The sequence below is a fragment of the Microbacterium sp. P5_B6 genome (assembly GCF_056400345.1).
Genome location: NZ_JBFULL010000002.1, coordinates 144,485 through 170,495, shown reverse-complemented (window position 1 = coordinate 170,495; position 26,011 = coordinate 144,485). Strand labels below are relative to the sequence as shown.

The following is a 26,011-nucleotide window of genomic DNA, read 5'->3' as shown; positions in this document are numbered from 1 at the left end:
CTACGGTCGGTGGCCGACACCGGATGGGTGGGGGCCGCTCCTAGGATGAGTCCGTGAGCGACCTTGTCCCGCCGGGCTCTCCGGTGCCGCCCCCCGAAGGGCAGGTGCCCGCATCCGATCCCCCGCCGCTGCCCCCGTACTCGGCCGCGGAGGCTGCCGCGCGTGCCGAGGGGATTCCCGCCGCACAGCCCTCGGCGTATCCGCCTGCCGGCCCCTACCCGTCCCCCAGCGCGTACCCGTCACCCAGCGCGTACCCGTCACCCAGCGCGTACCCGTCACCCAGCGCGTATCCGGGCTATCCGGTCTCCCCCGCACAGGCGCATCCCGGACCCTACGCCGCTCCCTATTCCGCGCCCGCCGGATCACCGACCAGCGTCGCGCAGCCCGCGTACGGAGGTCCGCTGGCGGCTCCCGGGAAGGGCAAGGCGCTCGGCGTGGTGGCGCTGGTGGCGGGCATCGTCGCTCTCGTCGTGCCGACCATCGCGGTCGCGATCGCCGCGTACCAGATCGGGCTCGGCGCGGCGAGGAGGATCGCGGCGGCACCGATGAGCACCGACTTCGACTGGAGCGTGCTCTCGCCGGTGCGCGACTGGGTCCTGCTCGGCGAGACGGCGTTCTGGGTGGGCACGGTCCTGGGGCTGTGGGCGCTCGCCCAGGGGATCGTCGCGCTCGTGACCAACCGCGGTCGCGGCGCGGGCATCGGCGCCGTCGTCCTCGCGGGGACCGCGCCGATCGCCTTCGCGATCGCCGTCAGCGTCTTCCTCGCGATGGGCATCGCCGCGGGCGCCGGCCTGGCCGGCTGAACCGCCCCCAGGGGTCCACGCTCAGCGCGGCGCGTGGTGCTTCTGCTGCGCCGCGACGAGACCTTCGCCGATGAGCTGCTCGACCGCGTCGGCGGCGTCGGAGATCAGGATGCCGAGGTTCGGCCGCTCTGCCGCACCGAACGGGTCGAGCACCCAGTCCGCCGGATCCTGGCGCCCGACCGGCCGGCCGATGCCCACCCGCACTCGCGGGAAGTCCGCCGTGCCGAGAGCCTTCGCGACGTCGCGGACGCCGTTGTGGCCGCCGTGTCCGCCGCCGACCTTGAGCTTGATCGTGTCGAACGGGATGTCGAGCTCATCGTGGACGACGACGACCCGATCGGGCTCGATGCCATAGAACTTCGCGAGCCCCGCCACCGGTCCTCCCGAGACGTTCATGAACGAGTTCGGCTTGGCGAGGATCATCTTGGCGCCGCCCGGGCGCAGCCACGTCTCCACGGTGCGGGCGTTCGCCTTGTGCTGCTTGAACGACTCGCGACGCCGGGCCGCGAGTTCGTCGACGACGAGCTGTCCGACGTTGTGCCGCGTCAGCTCGTAGCGGGGCCCCGGATTTCCGAGCCCCACGACCAGCCACGTGTCCGCCATGCGATCCATCCTCCCCAACCCAGGTGCGAGCCTGCGCACCCCGCACCGAAAGCGACGAGGGGGCGCGGCATCCGCACCCCCTCGTCGTCTGAACAGCTGTTACTCGGACGCCTCAGCGGTGTCGGAGTCGGCGGACTGCTCCGACGCGGCGGCGCCATCGGCAGCCTCGATCTCGTCGGCGGCGGCGCTGGAGGGCACCGCGATCGCGACGATGAGCAGGTCGCCTTCGGCGGCAAGGGTCGCGCCCGCGGGCAGCTTCAGGTCGGCGGCGGTGATGTGCGTGCCGTCCTCGAGGCCCTCGACGTCGAGCTCGATGTTCTGCGGGATGTGGGTCGCCTCGACCTCGAGCGAAACGCTCGTCGCGTCGAGGTTCGCGATGGCGTCACCGGCGGGCTCGCCCACGATGAGGATCGGGACGTCGACCTGGATCTTCTCGCCCTTCTTGACCACGAGCAGATCGATGTGCTCGATGATCTGGTGCACGGGGTCCTTCTGGACGTCCTTGACCAGCGTCAGCTGCTGCTTGCCGTCGAGCTCGAGCTCGAGCACCGCGTTGGCGCGGCGGATGAGCAGCGAGACCTGGTGGCCCGGCAGTGCGACGTGGACGGGGGTCGTGCCGTGGCCGTAGATGACGGCGGGGATCTTGCCGGCGGCGCGCAGGCGACGGGCGAAGCCCTTGCCGAAGTTCTCGCGGGGTTCGGCGTGGACCTTGGTGTCGGTCTCGGTGACCATGTTGTTCTCCTTGCGGGCTCGCGGGCCCGTTCGTCTGCAGGCGCGGGGCCTGGCGTATGGGGTCTGGATTCGACTCGAACGCGAGCGCGTGAGGAAAGCCGTGAGCCTTGATCACCGCGTCGATCACGGATGCCGCAGCCGGTGTCAGCCGGCGCGAGGCATCCCTCGCCGAAGTTCAACTGTTGAGTCTACCAGGGGGGCGGCGCAGCCGCTGACGAGCGTCAGCGAGTCCTCGCGGGGATCTCCCCGCGATCAAAACAGGGAGGGGGCGGCGCAGCCGCTGACTGGGGGCGCGAGGAGTAACCCCGCTACGATGAAGACCTCACCCATCCCGCACGGAGGACTCCATGGATTACGGCTTCGCTTCCCACATCGTGCTGTGGCTCATCGGCGCCATGGCCGCAATCGGGGCCGTCGCAACTGTGCTGGCGATGTGGTCGATGGGGCGTGCGGCGTACCGCAAGCAGTAGGCCCCGGGGCCGGATGTTCCGACCTCTTCGCGTCCTCACATCTCCGCGTCTCGCTCGGTGAAGGCCCGGCCCCTCGCACGTAACACCGGTGCGCCAGACTCTAGGCTGGAATTCAACCCCTGCGAGATCCATCCAAGGAGCACGTGTGTCCCAGACGCCCTCGAACGCCGACCCCGCCGCCCAGACCAAGGTCTCCACGGACCGCGACGACGCACCGGCCGGAGCGACTGTCGCGCACGAAGGCGCACCTGCTCCCGAAGAGGTCGAGCGCCCCGCTCCCACTCCGACCGGGCCCGACGGCGTCCCGCAGCCGACGGCGAACATCGGAGTCGTCGGCCTCGCGGTGATGGGCTCGAACCTCGCTCGCAACCTCGCGAGCCGCGAGGGCAACTCGGTCGCCGTGTTCAACCGCAGCCGCGCCAAGACGGACGAGCTCCTGGCCGAGCATCCTGAGGCCGAGTTCGTGCCCGCGTTCTCGTACGAGGAGTTCGCCGAGCGTCTCAGCAAGCCGCGGACGGCCGTGATCATGGTCAAGGCGGGTGGACCGACGGATGCCGTCATCGACTCGCTCCTGGAGGTGTTCGAGCCGGGCGACATCATCGTCGACGGCGGCAACGCGCTGTTCACCGACACGATCCGTCGCGAGAAGGCTGTCCGCGAGACGGGCGTGAACTTCGTCGGCATGGGCGTCTCGGGCGGCGAGGAGGGCGCGCTGAACGGCCCCTCCCTCATGCCGGGCGGCCCTGACGAGTCGTGGGTGACCCTCGGCCCGATCCTGCGCTCGATCGCCGCGGTCGCCGAGGGCGAGCCGTGCGTCACCCACATCGGACACGATGGCGCCGGCCACTTCGTCAAGATGGTGCACAACGGCATCGAGTACGCCGACATGCAGCTCATCGCCGAGGCGTACGACCTGATCCGCCGGGGCACGGGGAAGACCCCCGCCGAGATCGCCGACGTGTTCACCGAGTGGAACAGCGGCGAGCTCGAGTCCTACCTCATCGAGATCACCGCCGAGGTCCTGCGCCAGATCGACGCCGAGACCGGAAAGCCGCTCGTCGACGTCATCCTCGACCAGGCCGGCGCCAAGGGCACCGGCGCATGGACGGTGCAGACCGCCCTCGATCTGGGCGTTCCCGTGTCGGGCATCGCCGAGGCGACCTTCGCCCGCTCGCTGTCGAGCCACCCCGAGCAGCGCGAGATCTCGGGCGGCCTTCCGGGGCCGGCCGAAGGCCTCTCGGTCGATGACGCCGACGCGTTCATCGAGGACGTCCGCCTCGCCCTGTTCGCGTCGAAGATCGTCGCCTATTCGCAGGGCTTCGACGAGATCCGCGCAGGCGCCGCACAGTACGACTGGACGATCGACCTCGGAGCGGTATCGAAGATCTGGCGCGCGGGCTGCATCATCCGCGCCCAGTTCCTCAACCGCATCGCCGACGCCTACGCCGCCGAGGCCGACCTCGCGGTGATGCTCACCGCCCCGTACTTCGTCGAGGCGCTCGAGCGCGCTCAGGGTGCGTGGCGCAGGATCGTGTCGTCGGCCGCCGGTGCCGGCATCCCGGCCCCCGCGTTCTCGTCTTCACTCGCGTACTACGACGGACTGCGTGCCGAACGCCTGCCCGCGGCTCTCATCCAGGGGCAGCGCGACTTCTTCGGCGCGCACACCTACAAGCGCATCGACAAGGCCGGCACCTTCCACACGCTGTGGTCGGGCGACCGCACCGAGATCGAAGCCGAAGACACGCACTGACACGGGTTCGCCGCCCGACGGGCCGCTCACCGCGACCCGTCAGGCGGGAACCACATTGTGGTTGCGCGAGAACAGGTTGTGCGGGTCCCACCGCGCCTTCACGGCCGCGAGCCGCGCCATCGTCTCGGGGGTGTACATCTTGCTCGCGAGCGCGGGGTCGGTCGTCGTCGTGAAGTTGCCGTAGACCCCGGCGCCCCGCGCCTCGATCGCATCCCACGATGTCTGAAGGCGCTGCCGCTCGCTGTCATCGATGAGACCGGGAATGTCGAACCCGCCGGCCATGACGAACCAGGTCGCCCCGCGGGCGGGGAACGGGCTCGCGTCCGCTGCCACGTCGCCATAGGCACCGCCCAGTGAGCGCAGGAAGAGGACGGATGCCTCGCTCGCCTCGCGGAACGCCGCCAGGGCGTCGATGAAGCCGTCGTCGAGGACCTCGACGAGCGTGTTGCCGCCGATGAACCCCGGGAGCACCTGGCCCGGCTCTGGAGCGGGGGCATCGAGAAGGATGTCGGGGTACTCGCGCACGCCGAGCTCGCGCTCCGTGACGCCGTCGAGAGCGAGGAGAGGTGCGAGCGCGGCCCGCAGAGCGGCCGCGTCGTCGCCGGCCCAGCACGCGCCGATCGTCGCGCCGGCCGGGGCGCTCGGATCCATCGCGGGCACGTCGAGGTAGGTCACCGTGAGCTCACGCGGGGCGACGGCCAGGACATCACGCAGCACGCTCAGCACGGGACGGGCGTCACCCGTGACGCCGAGCTCGGCGAACACGACGCCGGGGAGGGGGTGGGCCCGGAAGTCGAAGCGCGTCACGACGCCGAAGTTGCCGCCTCCGCCGCGAAGCGCCCAGAACAGCTCAGGGTGCGACGACGGAGACACCTCGATCACTTCGCTCGCGGCGGTGACGAGCTGCGCTCCGATCAGCTGGTCGGCGGCCAGGCCCCAGGCCCGGACCATCCAGCCGATCCCGCCGCCGAGGGTCAGCCCTCCGACGCCGACGGATGCCGTATCGCCCGAGCTGATGCCGAGGCCTGCCTCGGCGAGGACGTGCGCGACATCACCCCACACCGCACCCCCGCCGACGCGGACGAGGGCGCCGCCATCCGGATCGGCGATGATCTCGACGGCGTCGAGGGCCGAGAGGTCGAGCAGGACCCCGTCATCGAGCGTGCACCACGCGCTGTGTCCTCCGCCGCGCACGACGAGGTCGCGCCGGGCCGCGGCCGAGAACCGGACCGCCTCGGAGACATCGTCGACATTCGACACTCTGACGATCACTTCGGGGCGGCCGGTGCCGGCGTGCGACGTGCGCGCGGCATCCCACCCCTCGTCTTGGGCCGCGAGGACCGCGCCGGACACAGCCGTTCGAAGGGGTGCGAGTTCCATACCGGCACGCTAGCGACCGGCACCGACATCCTGAAGGCCCGGACGCTCAGAGCCAGCCGCGGCCCTTGAACACGAAGAAGAGGCTCACGCTCGTCGCCACCATGAGGCCGAGAGCCATCGGATATCCGAAACGCCAGTCGAGCTCAGGCATATATGTGAAGTTCATGCCGTAGATCGTTCCGACCAGGGTCGGCGCGAAGAGGATCGCCGCCCATGACGACACCTTCTTGACCTGGTCGTTCTGCGTGATGCTGAACTCCGTCATCCGGCGCATGGCCTCGTTGTTGGCCTGCTCCACGAGCGTCGAGTGCACTTCGAGCGCCGAAGCGAGCGTCTGACGGAAGGCACCCACCCGGTCCGTCACCTGCCGCGCCGAGTCCTCCACTTCGTGGAAGGGCAGAGTCGTCGAGGCGTCCCCCGCGTGGACGAGCTCCGCCTGGACGCGCGCGAGCATCTCGGGCAGCGGTGAGGTCGCGTGCTGCAGGTCGATGACCTCGCGCTCGAGCTTGAAGATGCGCCGTGTGACGCCCTCGTCGTGCGAGAAGATCTCGTCCTCGATCTCGTCGATGTCGTTCTCGACGCCGGCGAGCACCGGCCGGTACTCGAGCAGGACGTGCTCGAGCATCGCCCACAGCACCGCCAGCGTGCCCTTCGCGAGGATCTCGGGGTGGTGCTCGAGCTTCGCCCGGACCACCTCGTCATCGATGTGATCGTCGCTGTCCACAGTCAGCACGTAGTCGGGTCCGACGAAGAGATCGACTTCGGCGCACTCGACCGTCTCCCGATCGTCGAAGTAGCGCGCCGGCTGCAGGACCACGAACAGGAGGTCCTCGTAGCGCTCGAGCTTGCTGCGCTGGTGTCCCTTCAGGCTGTCCCGGACCGCGAGCGGGTGCAGCTTCAGGAGCGCGGCGAGGCTCTGCAGCTCTTCCGGCTTCGGGCGGCTGAGCGAGATCCAGGCGATGCCGCCCTGTGCCCGTGCCTCTCGGACGGCGTCGACCGGCTCCAGGCGTCCTCCCACCCGCGTGCCGCCGACGTACACACCCGAGTCGATCACCGCCATGGAGCCCACCCTACGGCCGGGGCCGCGGCCATCCGCGCACGGGCGCGCCTCTGCGGACGCCCGTGCGCGGATGGGCCGTCAGCCGTGGGTGATGTCGCTCACGGAGCCCTGGTCGAGCCGCAGTCGGCGCCGCGCACGGCGGGCCACGGCTGAGTCGTGGGTCACGACGATCAGCGTCAGCCCCTCCGCATTCAGCGCCTCGAGCAGCGAGAGGATCTCATCGCGCATGCTCTCGTCGAGGTTTCCGGTGGGCTCGTCGGCAAGCAGCACGCGGGGTCGCTTGACGATCGCCCGAGCGATCGCGACGCGCTGCTGCTGACCGCCCGACAGCTCGCCCGGACGATGGTCGGCACGATCGGCGAGCCCCACGTGGGTCAGCGCCTCGGTGACGCGCAGCGTCCGCTCTGGCTTCGAGAGGCCGAGCGGCTCGAGCGCCATGTCGACGTTCTCATGCGCGGTGAGGGTGGGAATCAGGTTGAAGCCCTGGAAGACGAATCCGATCTCCTCCGCGCGCAGCCGCCCGAGCTCGGCGTTCGAGGCGGTCGCGGCATCCGTCTCGCCCAGCACGACCGAACCCGTCGAGGGCCGGTCGAGCGCTCCGAGCAGCTGGAGCAGGGTCGACTTGCCACCCCCGGTCGGCCCCTGGATCGTGACGAAGTCGCCCGTCGCGATCTCGAGGTCGACGCCGGCCAGAGCCCTCACGACGCGCTCCTTCTGGTGGTAGGTGCGCGTCACTCCGGAAAGCCGGTAGAGCGGCGGGATGCTGGGCTGCTCCGCGTTTTCCGCGGAGGTGTCGATCATGGTCATCTCTTCGTCTCCTGTCGTTGCGATGCGCGTGTCCTGCGTGTGGTCCATGGCTGCCTCATCCCACCGACCGCAGTGCTTCGGCGGGGCTCAGCCGGGCGGCGCGCCAGCCGCCGAACGCGCCGGCGATCAGCCCGCCGGCGATGGCGAGGCCCACCGCTGCGACGATCACCCACGCCGTGAGGGGCGCGGTCAGGACGATGTCGGTCGTCGTCGACGAGAGCTCCTGCATGAAGCCGGGGCCTCCTCCGCCCGGTCCGCCGCCGAACGACTCCTGCGCGGACGGCGCTGCCGAGATCGTGGGCTGGATGATGTTGATCGCCCACACCCCGGCGAGCCCGACGACGAGGCCGATCGCGCCGCCGATCAGGCCCTGCACCACCGACTCGCCTGCGACCTGCCCGACGACCCGGCCGTTCGACCAGCCGATCGCCTTGAGGGTGCCGAACTCCCGGGTGCGCCGGGAGACGCCCGAGATCGTGAAGAGCACCGCGAGCGCGACCGCGACGGCGAGCACGATGATCGAAAGCCATGTGCCGAGGTTGGTGATCAGGGCCGTCGAGCTGGAGAGCGAACCGGAGACAGTGGAGGCGAGCTCGGACTGCGAGCTGACCGTGGCGTCGGGAAGCTCCTGCTGGATGGCCGATTGAACGGCGCCGATCTGGTCGGCGGACTCGGCCTGCACGTACACCGTTGAGACGACATCGCCGGCGCCGGAGAGGTCCTGTGCCACATCGAGCGGGATGTAGACGTTGGACGCGGTGTCGGCCGAGCTTCCGGTCGACGAGACGACGCCGACGACCTCCATGTCGGTGCCTCCGACGTCGATGGTGCCGCCGACGGAGAGGCTCGCCGTCGCGGCGTAGGTGGCATCGACCACGGCGACGGCCTGACCGGCGTCGTCGCTGCTGAGGGCGCGCCCGTCGGTCACCTCCACCGAGGCGAGCGGTCCTACCGATGCCTGGTCGGGATCCACGCCCAGCACGGTGAAGGAGTCGACATCGAACGATCCGCCGCCGAAGCCGCCGCGAGCCCCGTCTTGCGGCGCCTCCCCCTGCGCGGTGCCGCCCTGCTGCTCGGCGGCGGGCGGCTGCGGCAGCTCACCGGAGAAGGTGGAGTTGGTGAGGCTGAGGGCACCGGATGCCGCGGCCACGCCGTCCACACCTGCGACCGTGTCGACGGTGGAGGTCTCGAGGGTGCCGCGGCGGAAGTCGGCCATCAGGCGCGACTGGCTGAGCGCAGTGGTGCCGTCGTCGGCGGTCTGGCCGGCATCCTGATCGAAGTCGAACTGCGGGCCTCCGCCCTGGCCCGGCTCGACGGCGGCTCCGGTCACCGTGAGGTCGGTGCCGACGCCGTAGACGGACTCGAGGGCCTGCGCCTGCGCGTCGCGAACGCCGGCCGACAGGGCGTTGACGATGATCACGAGGGCGATGGCGATCGCGAGCCCGGTCGCGACGATGATCGTCTGCTTCTTGCGGCCGGACAGCTCCCGCCGCAGATAGGTCCAGTACATGGGTCTCCTCTCGACCGGGCAAGGGAGCCGGTCGTCGGGGATCAAGCTAGGGACCCCGTTCATGCGCGCGTTCTGGGAAGGCTATGGAAGACATATGGGCGGCAGCCCGCCCAAGCGGACGGCCCACGAGACGGGTTAACAGCCGACGCATAGGATGGCGCATAGGAGTCGCATAGGAAAGCGGCTCAGGATGGCGGCATGACCGTGACAGCCCCTTCTCCTGCTCTGCACCGACCCGACGGTGCGCCGCTGCGTGTGCTCGTCGTCGATGACGAGCAGATGCTCACCGATCTGCTCTCGATGGCCCTGCGCATGGAGGGCTGGGAGGTCCGCGCCGCCGCGTCCGGCTTCCAGGCGCTGCAGGCCGCGCGGGAGTTCGATCCGGACGCCGTCGTGCTCGATGTCATGATGCCCGACCTCGACGGCATGGCCGTGCTCCAGCGACTGCGGCACTCGGGCAACGACGTGCCCGTGCTCTTCCTCACCGCGAAGGACGGGGTGAGCGATCGGGTCGCGGGTCTCACCGCCGGCGGCGACGACTACGTCACCAAGCCGTTCAGCCTCGAAGAGGTCGTCGCCCGCCTGCGCGGGCTGATGCGGCGCGCAGGCACCGCCATGGCGAACGACGCCGAGCCGATCCTGCGCGTCGCCGACCTCTCGCTCAACGAGGACAGCCACGAGGTCGAGCGTGCCGGCCAGCAGATCGAGCTGACCGCGACCGAGTTCGAACTGCTGCGGTACCTGATGCGCAACCAGCGCCGGGTCGTATCGAAGGCGCAGATCCTCGACCGCGTGTGGAACTACGACTTCGGCGGTCGCTCCTCGGTGGTGGAGCTCTACATCTCGTACCTGCGCAAGAAGATCGACCAGGGCAGGGAGCCGCTCATCCACACCGTGCGCGGGGTCGGGTACATGATCAAAGCCCCGCAGTGATGACACCGGATGCCGTGACCCCGCCTGTGGACGAGGGCGAGGCTCCTCGCACCCCACGGCGGCGCCGCACCTGGAGCCTGCAGACGCGGCTCATGGTGACGATCACCGCGATCGTCGGACTCATCCTCATCGGCATCGCCGTCGCGATCAGCGCGTTCCTCGGGCAGATCCTGCAGGAGAACCTCAACGCGAGGGTCCGTGAGACCGCGAACGTGACAGCATCCGCTCTCCTTCGCATGCAGGGTCCCCCCGGCGCGACGCAGGAGGTGACGGCGCAGGACGTGCTGGCGGAGGGGCGTCAGCAGGAGGGCGTGCTGCTCGTGCTGAGCCCTGCGTCGGGACCCGCCACCGGCGCCGTGGTCGCCTCCGAGAACGAGGTCGAGGAGCTCACTGAGGCGCAGGTGGACGACGTCGCCGATGCGGTCACTCATGCCGGCTACGCCTCCGTCACCGTCGAGAGTCTGGGCGAGTACCGCGTGTACGCGTACCAGATGCAGAACTACGTCGTCGTGGTCGGCCTGCCGCTCAGCGAGGTGCAGCAGACGATCACCCAGATCATCACGGCGGTGCTGCTGGTGACCGCCGCCGGACTGGTGCTGCTGGGTGTGGCGATCGCGCTCGTGGTGCGCGCCGGACTCGCCCCGCTGAGGGCTGTCGCCGACACGGCCACGCGCGTCGCCTCGCTGCCGATGTCGGAGGGCGCCGTCTCGATCGACGAGCGCGTTCCCGACGACCAGGCCGACGACCGCACCGAGATCGGGCGGGTGGGCCACGCCCTCAACACGCTGCTCGATCACGTCGACGCGTCACTGGACGAACGGCAGCGCAACGAGGAGCGGATGCGGCGCTTCGTCGCCGATGCCAGCCACGAGCTGCGCACTCCCCTGGCCTCCATCCGCGGCTATTCGGAGCTCTCCCTCAAGTCCCTGCGTCAGGCGGAGGCGTCCGGCATGCCGATGGAGGGAACCATCGACACGACGGGCGAATCGCTCCAGCGCATCCAGGCGCAGTCGCTGCGCATGACGACCCTCGTCGAGGATCTGCTGCTGCTCGCCCGCCTGGACGAGGGGCAGGAGCTCGTCTACAGCTCGGTCGACCTCACACGGCTCGCGATCGAGGCGGTCGCTGACGCCCGGCCGGCGGGCCCCGACCATGTCTGGAAGCTCGACGTCGGCGAAGATCCCGTGGTCATCGCGGGCGACGACAGCCGGCTGCACCAGGTCGCCGCGAACCTCCTCGCCAACGCCCGCACCCATACCCCGGCCGGGACGACGGTGACGGTCACCGTGTCACGCGAGGGCCGGGATGCCGTCCTGCGGGTGCACGACGACGGGCCGGGGGTGGATCCGGCCCTCCGGAACGAGCTGTTCGAGCGCTTCTCACGCGCGGATCGGTCACGCGCGCGCAAGACCGGCGGCACCGGACTCGGGCTCTCGATAGCGAAAGCCATCGTATCGGCGCACGGAGGGACGATCACGGCGGAGAGCGCACCCGGCGATACGACGTTCGAGGTCCGGCTGCCGGGGCGGCCCGCCGACCCGGCCTGAGACCGCGCCCTGGTCGATCCGTCGAGGCAGGGCGTTCTGCCGAGGCCGGGCGGCGCGAAGCCCCGTCTCGACAGGATCCCCTGCCTCGCCGACAGAGGGGCCTCAGTAGCCGGAGAACGCGTCCGTGGTGATCGAGCGGGCTTTCTCGAGCGCGGGGGCGAGCTCTGCGATGAGCCCGGCCGCACCCGAGATGTACGCGTGGCGCGCGGCGATGTCGGGGACGACCTGCAGCAGCCCCTCCGCGTCCAATCGCACCCCGCGCGCCCACTTCCAGTGCGACGGCAGGTCGCGGGGACGGTCACGCGTGAAGACCACCACCCGCACCCCCGTCGCTTCGAGCTCGTCGCGGTAGACGAGCTCGGACGCCTCGGACGCCACGTACACGAGCACCACATCACGGTCCACTGCCGCGAGCCGCTCATGGCGCAGCTGCGAGACGAACGGCGTGATGCCGATGCCGGCCGCCACCATCAGCACGGGGCTGGAGGTGCGCTTCGGGAGGAGGAAGTCTCCCCAGACACCCGTCACGGCGAGGACGGCACCCGGGGACACCTCCGCAAGCGCCTTCTTGTATGAGGACTGCGGCTTGGCGCCGGAAGCCCCGGTTTCGCGGAACGCGACGGTGAGTTCGGGCAGATCCTCGGGCGCGGAGGCGATGCTGAATTCGCGTCGCGTGCCGCGGGCATCCGGATGCCGGTGGGGCACCTCGAGCTCGAGGTACTGGCCGGGGAGGAAGGCGAGACGGCTGTGCGTGCGGAAGGTGAGCTGCCGGACCGTCGGAGTCAGGTCGATGCGTGAGACGAGCGACAGCCGCACGGCCGAGCGCAGCGAGAAGGCGAAGACGAACGCGACCGCGTTGCCGACGAGCAGGGCACGCTCCTGGCCCAGAGTGATGTCGCCGACCGGGATCGGCCAGCCCGCCAGGACGCCGACGATCGCCGCGATCGTCAGCTGCTGCCAGCGGCGAGGCGGCATGGTGAGCGGCTCGGACAGCATGAAGGCGCCGAGGAAGAGGAAGGGTGAGGACCACAGCACCTGCCAGAAGACCTCGGAGACCGGGAAGTCGGTTCCGAGTGCCTGGTACTGGGCCGAGACTCGGAGGACGGCGACGGTGACCGAGACCACGAGGAACACCGCGACGATCCGCACCTTCTCGGTGCGCAGCAGCACGAGCAGTCCGAGCACCACGACCGGAGCGGCCAGCACCGGAGTCCCGATCCACCAGGACGACGAGCCGAGCTCTGGCCACCAGACGCTCAGCACGGTGAGCACCGTGGCGCCCACGGCCGCCGGGTTGAAGATATGGCGGCCGCGCCACGCGAGCAGGTACTTCGAGAGGGAGGCCACGATCCCGGCGATCGCGATTCCGGCCAGTGCCGCCAGGTCGAGGGTCGGGCGCAGGACGAAGAGCAGGATGTGCGCGGTGATGAGCGATGACTCGATCCGCCATGGGAGTCCGACGATCCGCTGAGCGGCGGCATCCGTCACGGAGCAGACCGCCGAGAGCACCACGAGCGTCACCACGAGCTCGAGCGCCGTCGGCGCGATCATGCCGGTGAACGAGACGAGGAGCGCGATGACCGCGAGCGCGGCGAGGCACAGGTAGACGAGGCGATACATCGAGACACGCCCGAGCACCGCGAAGACACGGTTCCAGAGCGACGTGAGGGGTCCGATCACCCGAACAACTCTGCCCTACTGCCGGGCGACCACTCGACCCGGCCGTCCGTGGTCATCCGCACCCACTCGACACCGCGCTCGTGGGCGAGGCGCGGTCCGCCGTCGAAGAAGAGCGCGGTCGCGAGCGCATCGGCCACCATCGCGGTCGGGGCCACCGCCCACGTGGCTGCGATGGTGCAGACCGGCTCCCCGGTGCGGGCGTCCAGCACGTGGTGCAGGCCGTCGCCCCATGCACGCCGGTTGGTCGCCGACGCGCAGAGCGCGGCATCCGCCACCTCGATGACCCCGATCGCACGGCGGGAGTCGTACGGATGCTCGAGGCCGACGCGCTGCGGCTCGCCTCTGGCGGCGAGATCGCCCCCGGCATCGACGACGACGTCGTCGGGGGCCCAGGGCGAGAGCGCCTCGATGACGAGGTCGACCAGGCGCCCCTTGCCGAGCGCGCCCACATCGATCACCGCGGCCTCGGCGAGGGTCAGTCGGGTGGCGGACCACGTGAGGATGTCGCGCCAGCCTGCGGGTGCGGCTGACGCGCCGTGATCGACGAGCGAGTAGCGCGCGTCGTACCCGCGGCGGGCGAGGGCCGCGCCGACGAGCGGATTGACCGCGCCGTCGGTGGCCGCGGAGAGCTCTGCGTACAGGCCGAGCATGTCGGCGGCGTCCGGCGGAGCGGGGACCGAGCCCCCTGCACGGGCGAGCCCCGACACGACCGAGTCGTCCCGGAACCGAGACCACTCCCGGTCGAACGCGTCGATGCGCGCGGCCGCCGATGCTCGTGCCGCCGCGGGGAGCGCCTGCGGCGTCTCGATCTCCCACGCCGTCCCGATGGCCTCGAATCGCCAGGACGAGCGTGAGCCGTCGCTCACGGCATTCAGCCCGCGGCCTGGGACTTGATGTCTTCGATCGCCTTGTTGAAGCCGCCGCTTGTGAGCGAGGAGCCCGCGACGCGGCTCACCGAGATGTCGTCGATGTCCTGGCCGACGACGGCGTCGGAGATGCCGCCGATGAACTTGCCCTGATACTCCTCGGACTCCCGTGCCTGCGGGTCGCCCGATACCTCGACAGCGGTGATGACATCGCTCTCGAGCGTGACGGTGACCGAGATCGTCTCCACCGACTCCGGCGTCGCATACGACCCCTCGGCCGTGTAGGTGCCATCCGTGTAGCTCGGCGCCTGGTCGGCGCCTCCGCCGGCGGCATCAGCACCGGATGCCGCGCAGCCGGAGAGCGCGACCGCCCCGATGACGCCCGCTGCTGCGGCTCCGACACGAACGGTGCGGGGTACGGCGGTGCTGCGGATCATTCAGGCTCCTTCGGCGGCGCTTCTCGGCGGGGTCTCCTGCCACGCTAGAGGACACGAGCCAGGTGCCCGTCCGGTTCACGCTATGAAGACCCTTTGAATGCGCGTGAATGCACGTGGATTGCGTTCGTCGCGGACCGAATGGCTCAGCGACGGCGGAATACTCCCTTCAGGATCTCCACGGCGAAGAAGATCACGACGGACAGGACGATCGGGAGGATCCACGACTGCGCGGCGAGCGGCTGCGACTCGAAGAGCGTGTTCATGACCGGGACATACGTGAAGAGCAGCTGAAGCACCACGAGCGCCGCCGCCGAGATCCAGATCATGCGATTGCCGCGGAAGACGTCGATTGTGACGCTCGAGCGTGACATGAAGCGGCAGTTCAGGAGGTACGCGAGCTGCCCGAGGGCCAGCATGAGCACAGCCTCGGTGCGTGCGTAGCTGACGTCGACCCCGGTGGCAGCGACCCCGTAGAAGACGCCCATGGCGGCGCCGCCGATGAGGAACGAGACGATGAGCACGAACAGGAGCTCGCGTCCGTTGATGATCGGACCGCCGCTCGGCCGAGGAGGCCGCTTCATGATGCCGCGCTCCGCGGGTTCGTACGCGAGCGCGAGAGACAGCGTGACCGCCGTGACCATGTTGACCCACAGCACCTGCACCGAAGTCAGGGGCAGCGTGAGGCCGAACACCACCGCGATGAGGATGATGAGCGACTGACCGCCGTTGGTCGGAAGCAGGAAGACGACCGACTTCCGCAGGTTGTCGTAGATGCGGCGACCCTCGGCGATGGCGCTGCGGATCGTGGCGAAGTTGTCGTCGGCGAGCACGACCTCCGCGGCTTCCTTGGTCGCCTCGGTGCCTTTGATGCCCATCGCGATGCCGACGTTCGCCCGCGTCAGCGCGGGGGCGTCGTTGACCCCGTCACCGGTCATGGCCACCACTTCGTCGTGCGACTGAAGCGCGCGGACGATCCGGATCTTGTGCTCTGGGCTCGTCCGGGCGTAGATGTCGACATCCCGCACCACTTCTTTGAGCTGCTCCTGGCTGAGTGCCTCGAGCTCGGCTCCCGTCAGGATGCGCACCTCCTCGCCGGCCACGAGCCCCATCTCGCGGCCGATCGCGAGCGCTGTGCCGGCGTGGTCGCCGGTGATCATCTTGACCTTGATGCCGGCGGTGTGGCAGTCGGCGATCGCGTCGATCGCCTCGGGACGCGGCGGGTCGACGATCCCCCAGACCCCAAGGAACTCGAGGTCGCGGAGGTCTTCGACGGCGACCTCGTCGGTGCTCGAGCGCACCGGCTTGCGGGCGGCGGCGAGGACGCGGAGGCCCTGCGAGCTCAGCTCATCGATGACCGCCTCCCAGCGGACGATATCGAGCGGCTCGGCCCCGGAAGCACCGCGCTGGACACGCGACCGCTCGAGCAGCCGGTCGGGGGCGCCCTTGACGAGGATCGCCCGGGACCCGTCGGCGCCCTCGTCGAGGGTCGCCATGAACTTGTTCGCCGAGTCGAAGGGGACGACGCCGACGCGACGCGAACCGCCCGAGTCCAGACGTCCCTTCAGGGCGACGACCTTGAGAGCGCCTTCTGTCGGCTCGCCGACGAGCGACCACCGACCGCCTTCGTCCTGCACGATGTGCGCATCGTTGCAGAGCATGGCGACGGCGAGGATCGCGGTCAGATCACCGCCGGGGGTGGCGCCTCCCTCGGGGACGATCTCGCCCTTCGGGTCGTAGCCGAGCCCCGTCACGTCGTAGGTGGAGAGCGGCGTCACGATCCGGCGGACGGTCATCTCATTCTTCGTCAGCGTGCCGGTCTTGTCGGAGCACACGGTCGTCACCGAGCCGAGCGCCTCGACGGCGGGGAGCTTGCGTGTGATGGCGTTCTGCCGGGCCATCTGCTGCACGCCGAGGGCCAGCGTGATCGTCACGAGGGCCGGCAGCCCTTCCGGGATGGCGGCGACCGCGAACCCGATGGCGGCCGAGATCAGCTCGTCGAACGGCATCTGGTGCAGGAACCTGCCGATGAGCATCATCGCGGCGGCCATCGCCAGGATGACGATCGTGAGCACCCGGCCGAAGTCGTCGAGCTGCCGAGTGAGGGGGGTGGCGAGCTCGCCCGCCTCGTCGGCGAGCGTCTGGATCTTGCCGATCTCGGTCGTGGAGCCGGTCGAGGTCACGATGCCCCGACCCTGCCCCGCCGAGACAAACGTTCCCGAGAAGGCCATCGAGGTGCGGTCGCCCACACCGGCGTCGGCGGCGACGGGATCGGTCACCTTCGACGAAGGCACCGACTCGCCCGTCAGGGCGGACTCGTCCACCCGAAGCTGGAACGCCTGCAGCAGGCGCACGTCCGCCGGCACCTTGTCGCCGGGCATGAGCCGGATGACATCGCCCGGCACGAGCTCGGCCGCCGGCACCGTTGCCCAGGCTCCGTCGCGGCGCACGCTCGCATCGGCCGACAGCATCCCGCGGATTCCGGCGAGAGCCTTCTCGGCCCGGCCCTCCTGGATGTAGCCGATCGTGGAGTTGATGATCGCCACGGCCATGATGACCCAGAAGTCCAGCCAGTCGCCCATGAGCGCCTTGATGACCGCGGCGGCGATGAGGATGTAGATCAGGGTGTCGTTGAAGTGCGCCAGGAAGCGCAGGATCGCGGGCTTCCGCTGCGGCTCGGGCAGTTCGTTGCGCCCCACCAGCGCGAGGCGGGCGCCGGCGTCGTCGGATGTCAGTCCCTTGCGGTCAGCGCCGAGCTCGCGGACGACCTCATCGACGTCGAGCGCGAACGGCCGGGCGACGACCAGCTGCGCCTCGGTGATCTCAGATGCCATGGCGATCCCTTCGACAGGGTCAGGCTATGGCACCTCGACACGTTCCCCGGCGATGATCCCGGCTCGTCACGCGAGTCGGGCGGCGGGCTCGCTCAGGCCGCCCCGTCGAACATGCTCGTGACCGATCCGTCTTCGAAGACCTCGTGGATCGCGCGGGCGAGGAGTGGTGCGATCGGAAGGATCGTCAGCTTCTCGAACCGCTTCTCGGGCGGAAGCGGGATCGTGTCGGTCACCACCACCTCGTCGATCGCGTCGCTCTGGAGGCGAGCCGCGGCCGGGTCGCTGAAGATCGGGTGGGTCGCGGCGACGATGACCTTGACGGCACCGTTCGCCTTGAGGGCCTCGGCTGCCTTCACGATCGTTCCGCCGGTGTCGATCATGTCGTCGACGAGCAGGCACACGCGGCCTTCGACCTGGCCGACGATCTCGTTGACCGTCACCTGATTCGCCACGTTCGGGTCGCGGCGCTTGTGGATGATCGCCAGCGGCGCACCCAGGCTGTCCGACCAGGTGTCTGCGACGCGGACCCGGCCGGTGTCGGGCGAGACCACGGTGAGGAGCGCGCGATCCTCTTGGCTCAGCGTGCGCTCGAAGTACTCCAGCAGCACCGGCTTGGCGAAGAGGTGGTCGACGGGGCCATCGAAGAAGCCCTGGATCTGCGCGGCGTGAAGGTCGACGCTCATCACCCGGTCCGCTCCGGCGGTCTTCAGGAGATCGGCGACCAGGCGGGCGCTGATCGGCTCTCGGCCGCGGCCCTTCTTGTCCTGCCGGGAGTACGGGTAGTACGGGGCCACGACGGTGATGCGCTTCGCGGACGCGCGCTTCGCCGCATCCAGCATGATCAGCGTCTCCATCAGCCACTCGTTGACCGGAGGGCCGAAGGTCTGGATCAGGAAGAAGTCGCAGCCGCGGATCGACACCTCGAAGCGGGTGAGGATCTCGCCGGACGCGAAGGTGCGGTACTCGGTGGGGACGAGTTCGGTGCCGAGCGCTTCTACGACTTCTTCCGAGAGGCCCGGATGAGATCGGCCGGTGGCGACGACCAGGCGCTTCTTGGTCTTGGCGACGAGTCCCGGCGCGATGTCATTGCCGCGGTCGAGCTCAATCGTCTTCGTCTTGCGACCCATCGTCCGCCTTCTGTGCGGACCGGACGCGGGCGGCAGCCTCGGCCGCTCCCGTTCCCGGTCGGTTCTTCTCGACCCACCCCTCGACAATGCGCTGAGGAGCGACGCTCAATGCCAGCGCACCGGCCGGGACGTCGTCTCGGATGACCGCCCCGGCGCCGGTCTTGGCACCGTCTCCGATCCTAACGGGCGCGACGAAGACGTTGTGCGAGCCCGAGTGCACCTCATCGCCGATCTCGGTGCGGTGCTTGGCGATGTCGTCGTAGTTGGCGGTGATCGCGCCGGCGCCGAGATTGACGCGCCGACCGATGGTCGTATCGCCGATGTACGACAGGTGGGGAACCTTGCTGCCCTCGCCGATCGTCGAGTTCTTGGTCTCGACGAAGGTGCCGATCTTGCCCCTCGCGGCCAGAACCGTGCCGGGACGCAGGTAGGCGAACGGCCCGACGCTCGCGTGGGCCCCGATGACGGCCAGCGTGGCATCGGCGCGGGTGACGACAGCACCCTCCCCCACCTCGCAGTCCACCAGGCTCGTGTCGGGCCCGACGGTGGCGCCGGAGTCGACGACGGTGGCGCGAAGGATGTGCGTGTTCGGCAGGACGGTGACGTCGGGGGCGAGCGTCGCGGTGACGTCGATCCACGTCGTCGCCGGGTCGAGGATCGTCGCACCCTCGAGCTGCCAGCGCCGCACGGTGCGGGCGTTCAGGATCCGGGCGGCCTCGGCCAGCTGCACCCTGTCGTTGACGCCCAGTGCGGCTGCGGCATCCGGAGCCGTCGAGACGGCCATCGGCAGGCTCGCCGCGTGAAGGAGCCCCACGACGTCGGTGAGGTACTTCTCGCCCTGCGCGTTGGCCGTGCCGACCCGGGCAAGATGGGTGCGCAGCGACGCGGCTCGGAAGACATAGACCCCGACGTTGATCTCGGAGACGGATGCCTCGTCCTCGGTCGCATCCTTCTGCTCGACGATGCGCTCAAGGTCTCCCGCGGAGCCGCGGATGATGCGGCCGTAGCCGGTCGCGTCGTCCACCCTGGCACTCATGACGGTCACGGCGGCACCGGAGCCCCGATGCCGCGAGACGAGCGTCGAGAGGGCGTCGTGGTCGAGCAGAGGCACATCGCCGCTGAGCACCAGCACGTCGCCGTCGAACGACTCGAGCTGGGCGAGCGCGATCTCGACCGCGCGCCCGGTGCCGGGGATCTCGTCCTGGTCGATCACATCCGCTTCGGGGGCATCCGCGAGAACGGCGTCGGCGACGAGATCGCGCTCGTGCCGCACGACGACGAGGATCCGGGCCGGCGCGAGGCCCTGGGCCGTGGCCAGCACATGGCCGACGAGCGACCGCCCGCCGATGCGATGCAGCACCTTGGGCAGCGACGACTTCATGCGCGTGCCCTGCCCGGCGGCGAGGACGATGACGGCGAGCGACGGATCCGCGACGGTGTCTGACATGCTCCGCCGCCAGGACTCGAACCTAGACCTAACAGCTCCAAAGGCTGTCGTGCTGCCATTACACCACGGCGGACCGGCCGAGCCCTGCGGGACGACCCCGTCCAGTCTGCCATGGAGGACGGCCACCCGTTCGGGCCCTCCCTCGCTTCCGGACCGTCGCCGTGAGCGTGGAGAAGCGCGCCCGAGGTCGGCGGCGCCGGGGCGCGCCCTCGATAATGGAGGGATGGCTCAAGAGGCGGACGAGGTCGATCGCATCGTCGAGGCGTGGACCGCACAGCGCCCCGACCTCGACTTCTCACCCCTCGGCGTGCTCTCCCGGGTCGACCGCCTCTCGCGGCATCTCGACCGCGCGCGGCGGGATGCGTTCCGGCGCAGCGAGCTCGAGCCCTGGGAGTGGGATGTCCTCTCGGCCCTCCGGCGCGCCGGCGAGCCGTTCCAGCTCAGCCCCAAGCAGCTCCTGCAGCAGACGCTGGTCTCGAGCGGCACGATGACCAACCGCATCGACCGGCTGGTCGGCCGGCGGCTGGTGCGACGTGAGAACGACCCGGACGACGGGCGCAGCATCCTGGTCACCCTCACCGAAGACGGGCGGGTGCGAGTGGATGCCGCCATCACGCGTCTGGTGGACGCCGAGGCGGTCCTGCTCGCAGCACTCCCCCGGGGCGACCGGGAACGGCTCGCTTCGCTCCTGCGCAAGCTGAGCCTCGGCTTCGATGTGAGCGAGGACGCCTGATGGCCCATCTTCTCGGTGCAGAGGCCCTGCACCTCGAGTTCCCCACGAAGGTCGTCTTCGACTCCGTGTCTCTCGGCGTCGACGAAGGCGACCGCATCGGGATCGTCGGACGCAACGGCGACGGCAAGTCGAGCCTGCTCGCCATGCTCGCCGGACGTCTCGAGCCCAATGCCGGACGCGTCACGCTGCGCGGAGGCGTCCGCGTCGGCGTCCTCGACCAGGGCGACACGCTCGATGACAGCCTGACCATTCGCGAGGCCGTCGTCAGAGACACCCCCGACCACGAGTGGGCGGGCGATGCGCGGGTGCGCGATGTCATCGCCGGGCTCCTCACGGATCTCGACTGGGACGGGTCGGTGGCCCCGCTGTCGGGAGGCCAGCGCCGCCGCGTGGCCCTCGCCCGCCTGCTGACCGGCGACTGGGACGTCCTCGCGCTCGACGAGCCGACCAACCACCTCGACGTCGAAGGCATCGCCTGGCTCGCCGAGCACCTGAAGCGGCGCTGGTCGCGGTCCTCCGGCGCTCTGCTCGTCGTCACGCACGACCGGTGGTTCCTCGACGAGGTCTGCACGGCGACGTGGGAGGTCCACGACGGCCTGGTCGAGCCCTTCGAGGGCGGATACGCCGCGTACATCCTGCAGCGGGTCGAACGCGACAGGCAGTCGGCCACGATCGAGGCCCGGCGCCAGAACCTCGCGCGCAAGGAGCTGGCCTGGCTGAGGCGCGGCGCCCCCGCGCGGACCTCCAAGCCGAAGTTCCGCATCGACGCCGCCAACGAGCTCATCGCCGATGTGCCCGAGATCCGCGACCGGATCGCGCTGCAGTCACTCGCGGTCTCGCGCCTCGGCAAGGACGTCGTGGATCTGCTCGACGTCTCGGTGACCTACGACCCCGCCGATCCGCCCGTGCTCCGCGACATCGAGTGGCGCCTCGCACCCGGCGAGCGCACCGGCATCCTGGGCGTGAACGGCGCCGGCAAGTCGACCCTCCTGGGGCTGATCTCGGGCACGATCGAGCCCACGTCCGGGCGCGTCAAGCGCGGAAAGACCGTCCAGGTGGCGACGCTCACGCAGCGCATCGACAACCTGGAGCCGCACCTCGCAGACCCGGTGCGCGTCGTGATCGCGGGGCTGCGCACGAGCTACGTCTTCGGGGCGGGCTCGAAGTCCCAGGAGCTCACGCCGGGCCAGCTGCTCGAACGGCTGGGCTTCGAGAGCGCGCAGCTCTCGACCCCGGTGAAGGACCTCTCGGGCGGTCAGCAGCGCCGCCTGCAGCTGCTGCTCATCCTCCTCGAGCAGCCGAACGTGCTGATCCTCGACGAGCCGACGAACGACCTCGACACCGACATGCTGGCGGCGCTCGAAGACCTGCTCGACTCCTGGCCGGGAACGCTCATCGTCGTCTCGCACGACCGGTACTTCATCGAGCGCGTCACCGACCAGCAGTACGCGATCTTCGACGGGCACCTGCGGCACCTGCCGGGAGGTCTGGAGGAGTACCTCCGGCTCCGCACTGCGCAGCAGTCGAAAGCGGATGCCGCTCCCCCACGCGCTTCATCCTCGAAGGGGCCGGCATCCGGCTCCGCAGCCCCGGCGCTGTCGGGAGCCGAGCGCCGCACCGCCGAGAAGGAGCTGTCGGCCATCGACCGGAGGCTCGGGCGGCTGCAGTCCGAACTGGACGCCGTCGATGTCAAGCTGGCCGACAGTCACGACGACTACTCCGAGCTGCTCGCCCTGCAGGAGCGCCGCAGGACGGCGAGCGCCGAGGTCGCCGGGCTCGAGGAGCGCTGGCTCGAGCTGAGCGAGACGCTGGAGAGCTGACCCGCGGGCTTTCCGCGGGGTTCCTCAGTCCCTCAGTACCAGAAGCTCAGTCGCGCCGGCTCGAACCAGGAGAAGATCCGCGCGGCGGCTGCGGCATCCGTCGACTGCACGCGCCCTGCTGCGGCGAGAGCCGTGAGCGACACGGAACCGAGATAGACCGCAGAGAGATCCGCGACGCCGAGGCGGACGGCGGGGACGCCGTCGGGAACCACCTCGCCCTGCCACGTCTCGACCGACCCCGCACCACTCTCGCCCACCGTGAGGATCCAGCGGCCGGCAGCGAACCCGAGATCATCGGTCACCTCGAGCGCCACGGCGCCGGGTGACGCATAACGGCGCGCCTGCAGCGCGGCGGGCACGTCGAGGATGCGCACCCACTGGTGGTCGCCCACCCACAGCCTTGCGGCGCGTCGATCCGCGATCATCCACAGCACCGGCTCCTGCACCGACATGACCGGTGCCTCGAGCTCGCCGACGAGGTCGAGCTCGAGGAGGTACCGCCACAGTGCGGCATAGGCATCGGGCGTCTCGGCGATGAGCCTGTCGATCCGCACCTTCGACCTCGCGAAGTCGTCATGGTTCTCGCGGTACGAGTACAGCGCGACGCCCCGCTCTGCCCCGGAGGCATCGGCGTACCGGACTGCCCGCAGCCGCTCGGGGTGCTCTGCATCCGGCCGCGTGCCCGCGAGCCGATCCCAGTGCCCTTCCGGCATCTCGATCTCGCCGGGCGAGGCGAGACGGACCCGCTCGTACAGCTCAGGGGCGAGCTGGCGAAAGCGCTCGCGCGAGATGAAGTCCACGCGCCCATCGGGACGCGGGCCTGTCCACTGCGCCCTCGGGACGTCGATCGTGAGGTTTCCGCTCATGGCGGCAGCCGCGAATCCGAACCGGCCATAGATCGTGGACTCGCTGACAGTGAGCACGGCGACCGGCACTCCCAGGGCGTCGGCGCGGCGGAGCTCGCCTTCCATCATCGACCGCAGGATGCCCCGCCGGTGGTGCGTAGCCGCCACAGTGACGGCACTGATCGCCACCGACGGGATGCCGCGGCCGCCCGGGATCGAGAGTTCTGCGACCCACGAGGCGAACGTCGCGACCGGCAGCTCCGGCTCCGGTCCCCTGGGATCGAGGACGCCGACGGTCCGGCGCCGAGAAGACCGCTCGAACGACGCCTCGAGCTGGGTCGCGGTCGGCTCGCCATCCAGGAAGCCCCGTGCGACGGCGCGATTCCACTGCGTGAAGCCCGGCAGATCGGTGCTCGAGAACAGGCGAAGGTCGAGGCCCTGCTCGGCAAGCGCACGCGACGAGGCCGGGTCGAGCGGTCCCTGGTGCTGCGCGCTCGCGATGTCGTCCGACATGAGGGTCCTTCCTCGAGTGACGGTGCTTCAGAGAGGTCGTGCGCCGGGGACCGGGCCGTGGACGTGGACTGCGTTGAGGCCGGCGGACGCGAGTGTGACCTGCAGTTCGAGTGCGGGCTCGGGTCCGGCTGCGAGGAACGCGAGCGTAGGGCCGGAGCCCGAGACGAGCCCCGCCAGAGCGCCGGCCTGCTCGCCGATCTCGAGCGCCTGCCGCAGATCGGCGCGCAGTGACAGCGCCGCCGCCTGGAGGTCGTTGCGGACGTGCTCTGCGAGCGCCGTCGCATCACCGGCGCGAAGCGCCTGGAGCACCCCGGCGTCCACCACCGGCACCCGGCGGGGAGGAGCGATGTCCACCGCGCGCTCGGCCCTCAGCACGTCGAGGTGCTGGTAGACCACCGGCGTCGAGAGGCCGTCGCCGTCGCTGGTCACGATGATCCAGTCGAAGCGTCCCTTCGCCAGCGCAGGGCTCAGCTGGTCGCCCCGGCCTGTGCCGATCGCGGTGCCGCCGAGCAGCGAGAACGGCACGTCGGCGCCGAGCCGGGCGGCGAGGCGCTGCAGCTCCTGGCCGCCGAGGTCGGTGCCCCACAGCAGATCGCATGCGACGAGGGCAGCCGCGGCATCCGCTGATCCTCCGCCCATGCCGCCGGCCACCGGAACGTGCTTGACGATGTCGAGGTGCACGCCCCCCTCGTAGCCTGCGCGCTGCGCGACCAGGCGCGCGGCGCGGAGTGCGAGGTTGCGGTCGTCGGCCGGGACCTCGGACACATCCACGGTGCCGCTGATCGAGATCGAGAAGTCGTCGGCGCGCTCGGCCCAGACGTCCTCGTACAGCGACACCGCCTGATACGCCGAGGCCACATCGTGATAGCCGTCGTCCTGCACGTCGCCGACCTCGAAGAAGACGTTGATCTTCCCCGGGGCCCGCACGTGGATGCGGTCGGCGACGGCGGCTTCGGTCACGGCTGGGCCGACTCCACCCAGGGGTTCGGGTCCATCGCGTCGGCGAGGGCATCGATCTGCTCGAGCTCTTCGGTGGTGAACCCGGGACCGGCGAGGGCGGCGACGTTCTCGTCGATCTGGGCGGTTGAGGAGGCGCCGATGAGCGCCGAGGCCACCACCGGATCGCGCAGCACCCACTGGATCGCGAACTGCGCGAGCGTCTGCCCGCGCTCCTGGGCGATGACGTCCAGGCCCCGCAGCGTCGCGAGCGCCTTGTCGGTCAGGCGGCGGCCGCCCAGCGACGACCGCTGTTGCGAGCGCTCGGCGCTGCCGTCGCCGAGGTACTTGTTCGTCAGCAGTCCCTGGGCGAGCGGGGTGAACGCGATCGCGCCCAGCCCGTCCTTCTCCAGGACCCGCGTGAGACCGTCCTCGACCCAGCGGTTGAGGATCGAGTACGAGGGCTGGTGGATCACGAGCGGCGTCCCGAGGCTCCGCGCGACGGCCGCGGCCACGACGGTCTGCTCCGCGCTGTACGACGAGATGCCGACGTACAGGGCCTTGCCCTGTCGCACGAGGGTGTCGAGGGCGCCGATCGTCTCCTCGATGGGCACGTCCGGGTCGTATCGGTGCGAGTAGAAGATGTCGACGTAGTCGACGCTCATGCGCGTGAGCGACTGCTCGGCGCTCGCGAGCAGGTATTTTCGCGAGCCCCCGTTCGCGTACGGTCCGTCCCACATGTCGTAGCCGGCCTTCGACGAGATGATCAGCTCGTCCCGATACGGCGCGAAGTCCTCACGCATCATCCGGCCGAAGTTCGTCTCGGCCGAGCCGTACGGCGGACCGTAGTTGTTGGCCAGGTCGAAGTGCGTGATGCCCTTGTCGAAGGCGTGGCGCAGCACCTCGCGCTGGCGGTCGAAGGGGATGTTGTCGCCGAAGTTCCACCACAGTCCGAGCGAGATGGGCGGAAGGGTCAGACCCGAGGTGCCGACCTTGCGGTAGTCGAGGGTTTCGTAGCGGTCATCCGCCGCAGAATAGGGCCGGTGGAGGTCTCCGCCACGGGAGCGGTAGCGCGATGGATCGGTCACTGTTCGAGGCTAGCGTGCCGGGATGCCGCGCCGCCTGCCCGCGCCGGAAAGGCCACCCCGCATCCGCCCGATGATCTGTCAAGGGGGGCCCGA

Annotated in this window: 22 protein-coding genes and 1 tRNA gene; 7 read left to right on the top strand and 16 right to left on the bottom strand. The window is 70.0% G+C overall.

From position 1 onward, the window contains the following. Positions 1 to 53: 53 nt before the first annotated feature. Positions 54 to 803 carry a hypothetical protein gene (locus AC1DP3_RS02485; protein WP_477290961.1) on the top strand — a complete coding sequence of 250 codons (750 nt, stop codon included), beginning with the start codon at positions 54 to 56 and terminating at the stop codon, positions 801 to 803. 21 nt (positions 804 to 824) lie between these two features. On the opposite strand, the gene pth is transcribed toward AC1DP3_RS02485, so the two are convergent. Beyond that, positions 825 to 1,406 carry an aminoacyl-tRNA hydrolase gene (gene pth / locus AC1DP3_RS02480; protein ID WP_477290959.1) on the bottom strand — a complete coding sequence of 194 codons (582 nt, stop codon included), beginning with the start codon at positions 1,404 to 1,406 and terminating at the stop codon, positions 825 to 827. 99 nt (positions 1,407 to 1,505) lie between these two features. After that, complete coding sequence (locus tag AC1DP3_RS02475) at positions 1,506 to 2,138, bottom strand: 50S ribosomal protein L25/general stress protein Ctc (RefSeq protein ID WP_477290957.1); 633 nt, start codon at positions 2,136 to 2,138, stop codon at positions 1,506 to 1,508. A 347-nt stretch (positions 2,139 to 2,485) separates the two neighbouring features. Between AC1DP3_RS02475 and AC1DP3_RS02470 the strand changes: the two genes are divergently transcribed. Further along, positions 2,486 to 2,608 (top strand): hypothetical protein, encoded by a 123-nt coding sequence (locus AC1DP3_RS02470; RefSeq protein WP_477290955.1) that lies wholly within the window; start codon positions 2,486 to 2,488, stop codon positions 2,606 to 2,608. A gap of 145 nt (positions 2,609 to 2,753) precedes the next feature. Next, the gene (gene gndA / locus AC1DP3_RS02465) at positions 2,754 to 4,358 is read left to right on the top strand and encodes an NADP-dependent phosphogluconate dehydrogenase (RefSeq protein ID WP_477290953.1); all 1,605 of its coding nucleotides are present in this window, start codon (positions 2,754 to 2,756) and stop codon (positions 4,356 to 4,358) included. Positions 4,359 to 4,397: 39 nt separating this feature from the next. Here the strand turns inward: gndA and AC1DP3_RS02460 are convergent, their stop codons facing one another. The 4 genes from AC1DP3_RS02460 to AC1DP3_RS02445 form a co-directional block, all read right to left on the bottom strand. Next, positions 4,398 to 5,738: an FAD-binding oxidoreductase gene (locus tag AC1DP3_RS02460; protein WP_477290951.1), complete on the bottom strand. Its 1,341-nt coding sequence runs from the start codon at positions 5,736 to 5,738 to the stop codon at positions 4,398 to 4,400. A 46-nt stretch (positions 5,739 to 5,784) separates the two neighbouring features. Continuing rightward, positions 5,785 to 6,798, bottom strand: coding sequence for a magnesium and cobalt transport protein CorA (locus tag AC1DP3_RS02455; RefSeq protein WP_477290949.1), 1,014 nt, complete (start codon positions 6,796 to 6,798; stop codon positions 5,785 to 5,787). A 78-nt stretch (positions 6,799 to 6,876) separates the two neighbouring features. Further along, on the bottom strand, positions 6,877 to 7,605 hold the full coding sequence (locus AC1DP3_RS02450; protein WP_477291847.1) for an ABC transporter ATP-binding protein: 729 nt from the start codon (positions 7,603 to 7,605) through the stop codon (positions 6,877 to 6,879). A 55-nt stretch (positions 7,606 to 7,660) separates the two neighbouring features. After that, positions 7,661 to 9,115: an ABC transporter permease gene (locus AC1DP3_RS02445; protein WP_477290947.1), complete on the bottom strand. Its 1,455-nt coding sequence runs from the start codon at positions 9,113 to 9,115 to the stop codon at positions 7,661 to 7,663. Positions 9,116 to 9,313: 198 nt separating this feature from the next. Between AC1DP3_RS02445 and AC1DP3_RS02440 the strand changes: the two genes are divergently transcribed. Together AC1DP3_RS02440 and AC1DP3_RS02435 are read left to right on the top strand one after the other, a co-directional pair. Then, the gene (locus AC1DP3_RS02440) at positions 9,314 to 10,048 is read left to right on the top strand and encodes a response regulator transcription factor (protein ID WP_477290945.1); all 735 of its coding nucleotides are present in this window, start codon (positions 9,314 to 9,316) and stop codon (positions 10,046 to 10,048) included. 14 nt (positions 10,049 to 10,062) lie between these two features. After that, positions 10,063 to 11,595: a sensor histidine kinase gene (locus tag AC1DP3_RS02435; protein ID WP_477290943.1), complete on the top strand. Its 1,533-nt coding sequence runs from the start codon at positions 10,063 to 10,065 to the stop codon at positions 11,593 to 11,595. 102 nt (positions 11,596 to 11,697) lie between these two features. Here the strand turns inward: AC1DP3_RS02435 and AC1DP3_RS02430 are convergent, their stop codons facing one another. From AC1DP3_RS02430 to AC1DP3_RS02400, 7 genes are all read right to left on the bottom strand, one after another. Further along, on the bottom strand, positions 11,698 to 13,275 hold the full coding sequence (locus AC1DP3_RS02430) for an FAD-dependent oxidoreductase (RefSeq protein WP_477290941.1): 1,578 nt from the start codon (positions 13,273 to 13,275) through the stop codon (positions 11,698 to 11,700). Further along, the gene (locus tag AC1DP3_RS02425) at positions 13,272 to 14,141 is read right to left on the bottom strand and encodes an FAD:protein FMN transferase (protein WP_477290939.1); all 870 of its coding nucleotides are present in this window, start codon (positions 14,139 to 14,141) and stop codon (positions 13,272 to 13,274) included. Before AC1DP3_RS02425 ends, AC1DP3_RS02430 begins: the two co-directional genes overlap by 4 nt. A 5-nt stretch (positions 14,142 to 14,146) precedes the next feature. Beyond that, positions 14,147 to 14,578 (bottom strand): FMN-binding protein, encoded by a 432-nt coding sequence (locus AC1DP3_RS02420; protein ID WP_477290937.1) that lies wholly within the window; start codon positions 14,576 to 14,578, stop codon positions 14,147 to 14,149. A gap of 143 nt (positions 14,579 to 14,721) precedes the next feature. Then, positions 14,722 to 17,409: a cation-translocating P-type ATPase gene (locus AC1DP3_RS02415; protein WP_477290935.1), complete on the bottom strand. Its 2,688-nt coding sequence runs from the start codon at positions 17,407 to 17,409 to the stop codon at positions 14,722 to 14,724. Positions 17,410 to 17,501: 92 nt separating this feature from the next. Then, positions 17,502 to 18,536 (bottom strand): ribose-phosphate diphosphokinase, encoded by a 1,035-nt coding sequence (locus tag AC1DP3_RS02410; RefSeq protein ID WP_477290933.1) that lies wholly within the window; start codon positions 18,534 to 18,536, stop codon positions 17,502 to 17,504. Further along, entirely contained in the window at positions 18,511 to 19,983 is a 1,473-nt protein-coding gene (gene glmU / locus AC1DP3_RS02405; protein WP_477290931.1) for a bifunctional UDP-N-acetylglucosamine diphosphorylase/glucosamine-1-phosphate N-acetyltransferase GlmU, read from the bottom strand. The genes AC1DP3_RS02410 and glmU overlap by 26 nt, the downstream gene beginning before the upstream one ends. A gap of 1 nt (position 19,984) precedes the next feature. Continuing rightward, positions 19,985 to 20,056, bottom strand: a tRNA-Gln gene (locus tag AC1DP3_RS02400). A gap of 150 nt (positions 20,057 to 20,206) precedes the next feature. On the opposite strand from AC1DP3_RS02400, the gene AC1DP3_RS02395 reads away from it, so the two are divergent. Together AC1DP3_RS02395 and AC1DP3_RS02390 are read left to right on the top strand one after the other, a co-directional pair. Continuing rightward, complete coding sequence (locus AC1DP3_RS02395; RefSeq protein ID WP_477290929.1) at positions 20,207 to 20,716, top strand: MarR family winged helix-turn-helix transcriptional regulator; 510 nt, start codon at positions 20,207 to 20,209, stop codon at positions 20,714 to 20,716. After that, positions 20,716 to 22,536: an ABC-F family ATP-binding cassette domain-containing protein gene (locus tag AC1DP3_RS02390; RefSeq protein WP_477290927.1), complete on the top strand. Its 1,821-nt coding sequence runs from the start codon at positions 20,716 to 20,718 to the stop codon at positions 22,534 to 22,536. Before AC1DP3_RS02395 ends, AC1DP3_RS02390 begins: the two co-directional genes overlap by 1 nt. A 32-nt stretch (positions 22,537 to 22,568) precedes the next feature. Here AC1DP3_RS02390 and AC1DP3_RS02385 read toward each other — a convergent pair whose 3' ends face one another. The 3 genes from AC1DP3_RS02385 to AC1DP3_RS02375 are packed head-to-tail and all read right to left on the bottom strand — an operon-like array spanning position 22,569 to position 25,918. After that, a complete protein-coding gene (locus AC1DP3_RS02385) occupies positions 22,569 to 23,894 on the bottom strand; it encodes a GNAT family N-acetyltransferase (protein WP_477290926.1) in 1,326 nt (441 codons plus the stop codon). A gap of 27 nt (positions 23,895 to 23,921) precedes the next feature. Next, positions 23,922 to 24,854, bottom strand: a complete 933-nt coding sequence (locus tag AC1DP3_RS02380; protein WP_477290924.1) for a 4-(cytidine 5'-diphospho)-2-C-methyl-D-erythritol kinase — start codon at positions 24,852 to 24,854, stop codon at positions 23,922 to 23,924. After that, on the bottom strand, positions 24,851 to 25,918 hold the full coding sequence (locus AC1DP3_RS02375; protein ID WP_477290922.1) for an aldo/keto reductase: 1,068 nt from the start codon (positions 25,916 to 25,918) through the stop codon (positions 24,851 to 24,853). Before AC1DP3_RS02375 ends, AC1DP3_RS02380 begins: the two co-directional genes overlap by 4 nt. Positions 25,919 to 26,011 lie beyond the last annotated feature (93 nt).

What these genes read in the sequence shown, in the direction of transcription:
- AC1DP3_RS02460 (WP_477290951.1), bottom strand. Translation starts at nt 5,738, where the DNA reads ATGGAACTCGCACCCCTTCGAACGGCTGTGTCCGGCGCGGTCCTCGCG.
- AC1DP3_RS02470 (WP_477290955.1), top strand. Translation starts at nt 2,486, where the DNA reads ATGGATTACGGCTTCGCTTCCCACATCGTGCTGTGGCTCATCGGCGCC.
- AC1DP3_RS02420 (WP_477290937.1), bottom strand. Translation starts at nt 14,578, where the DNA reads ATGATCCGCAGCACCGCCGTACCCCGCACCGTTCGTGTCGGAGCCGCA.
- AC1DP3_RS02475 (WP_477290957.1), bottom strand. Translation starts at nt 2,138, where the DNA reads ATGGTCACCGAGACCGACACCAAGGTCCACGCCGAACCCCGCGAGAAC.
- pth (WP_477290959.1), bottom strand. Translation starts at nt 1,406, where the DNA reads ATGGCGGACACGTGGCTGGTCGTGGGGCTCGGAAATCCGGGGCCCCGC.
- AC1DP3_RS02385 (WP_477290926.1), bottom strand. Translation starts at nt 23,894, where the DNA reads ATGTCGGACGACATCGCGAGCGCGCAGCACCAGGGACCGCTCGACCCG.
- glmU (WP_477290931.1), bottom strand. Translation starts at nt 19,983, where the DNA reads ATGTCAGACACCGTCGCGGATCCGTCGCTCGCCGTCATCGTCCTCGCC.
- AC1DP3_RS02445 (WP_477290947.1), bottom strand. Translation starts at nt 9,115, where the DNA reads ATGTACTGGACCTATCTGCGGCGGGAGCTGTCCGGCCGCAAGAAGCAG.
- AC1DP3_RS02395 (WP_477290929.1), top strand. Translation starts at nt 20,207, where the DNA reads ATGGCTCAAGAGGCGGACGAGGTCGATCGCATCGTCGAGGCGTGGACC.
- AC1DP3_RS02440 (WP_477290945.1), top strand. Translation starts at nt 9,314, where the DNA reads ATGACCGTGACAGCCCCTTCTCCTGCTCTGCACCGACCCGACGGTGCG.
- AC1DP3_RS02455 (WP_477290949.1), bottom strand. Translation starts at nt 6,798, where the DNA reads ATGGCGGTGATCGACTCGGGTGTGTACGTCGGCGGCACGCGGGTGGGA.
- AC1DP3_RS02390 (WP_477290927.1), top strand. Translation starts at nt 20,716, where the DNA reads ATGGCCCATCTTCTCGGTGCAGAGGCCCTGCACCTCGAGTTCCCCACG.
- AC1DP3_RS02415 (WP_477290935.1), bottom strand. Translation starts at nt 17,409, where the DNA reads ATGGCATCTGAGATCACCGAGGCGCAGCTGGTCGTCGCCCGGCCGTTC.
- AC1DP3_RS02410 (WP_477290933.1), bottom strand. Translation starts at nt 18,536, where the DNA reads ATGGGTCGCAAGACGAAGACGATTGAGCTCGACCGCGGCAATGACATC.
- AC1DP3_RS02450 (WP_477291847.1), bottom strand. Translation starts at nt 7,605, where the DNA reads ATGACCATGATCGACACCTCCGCGGAAAACGCGGAGCAGCCCAGCATC.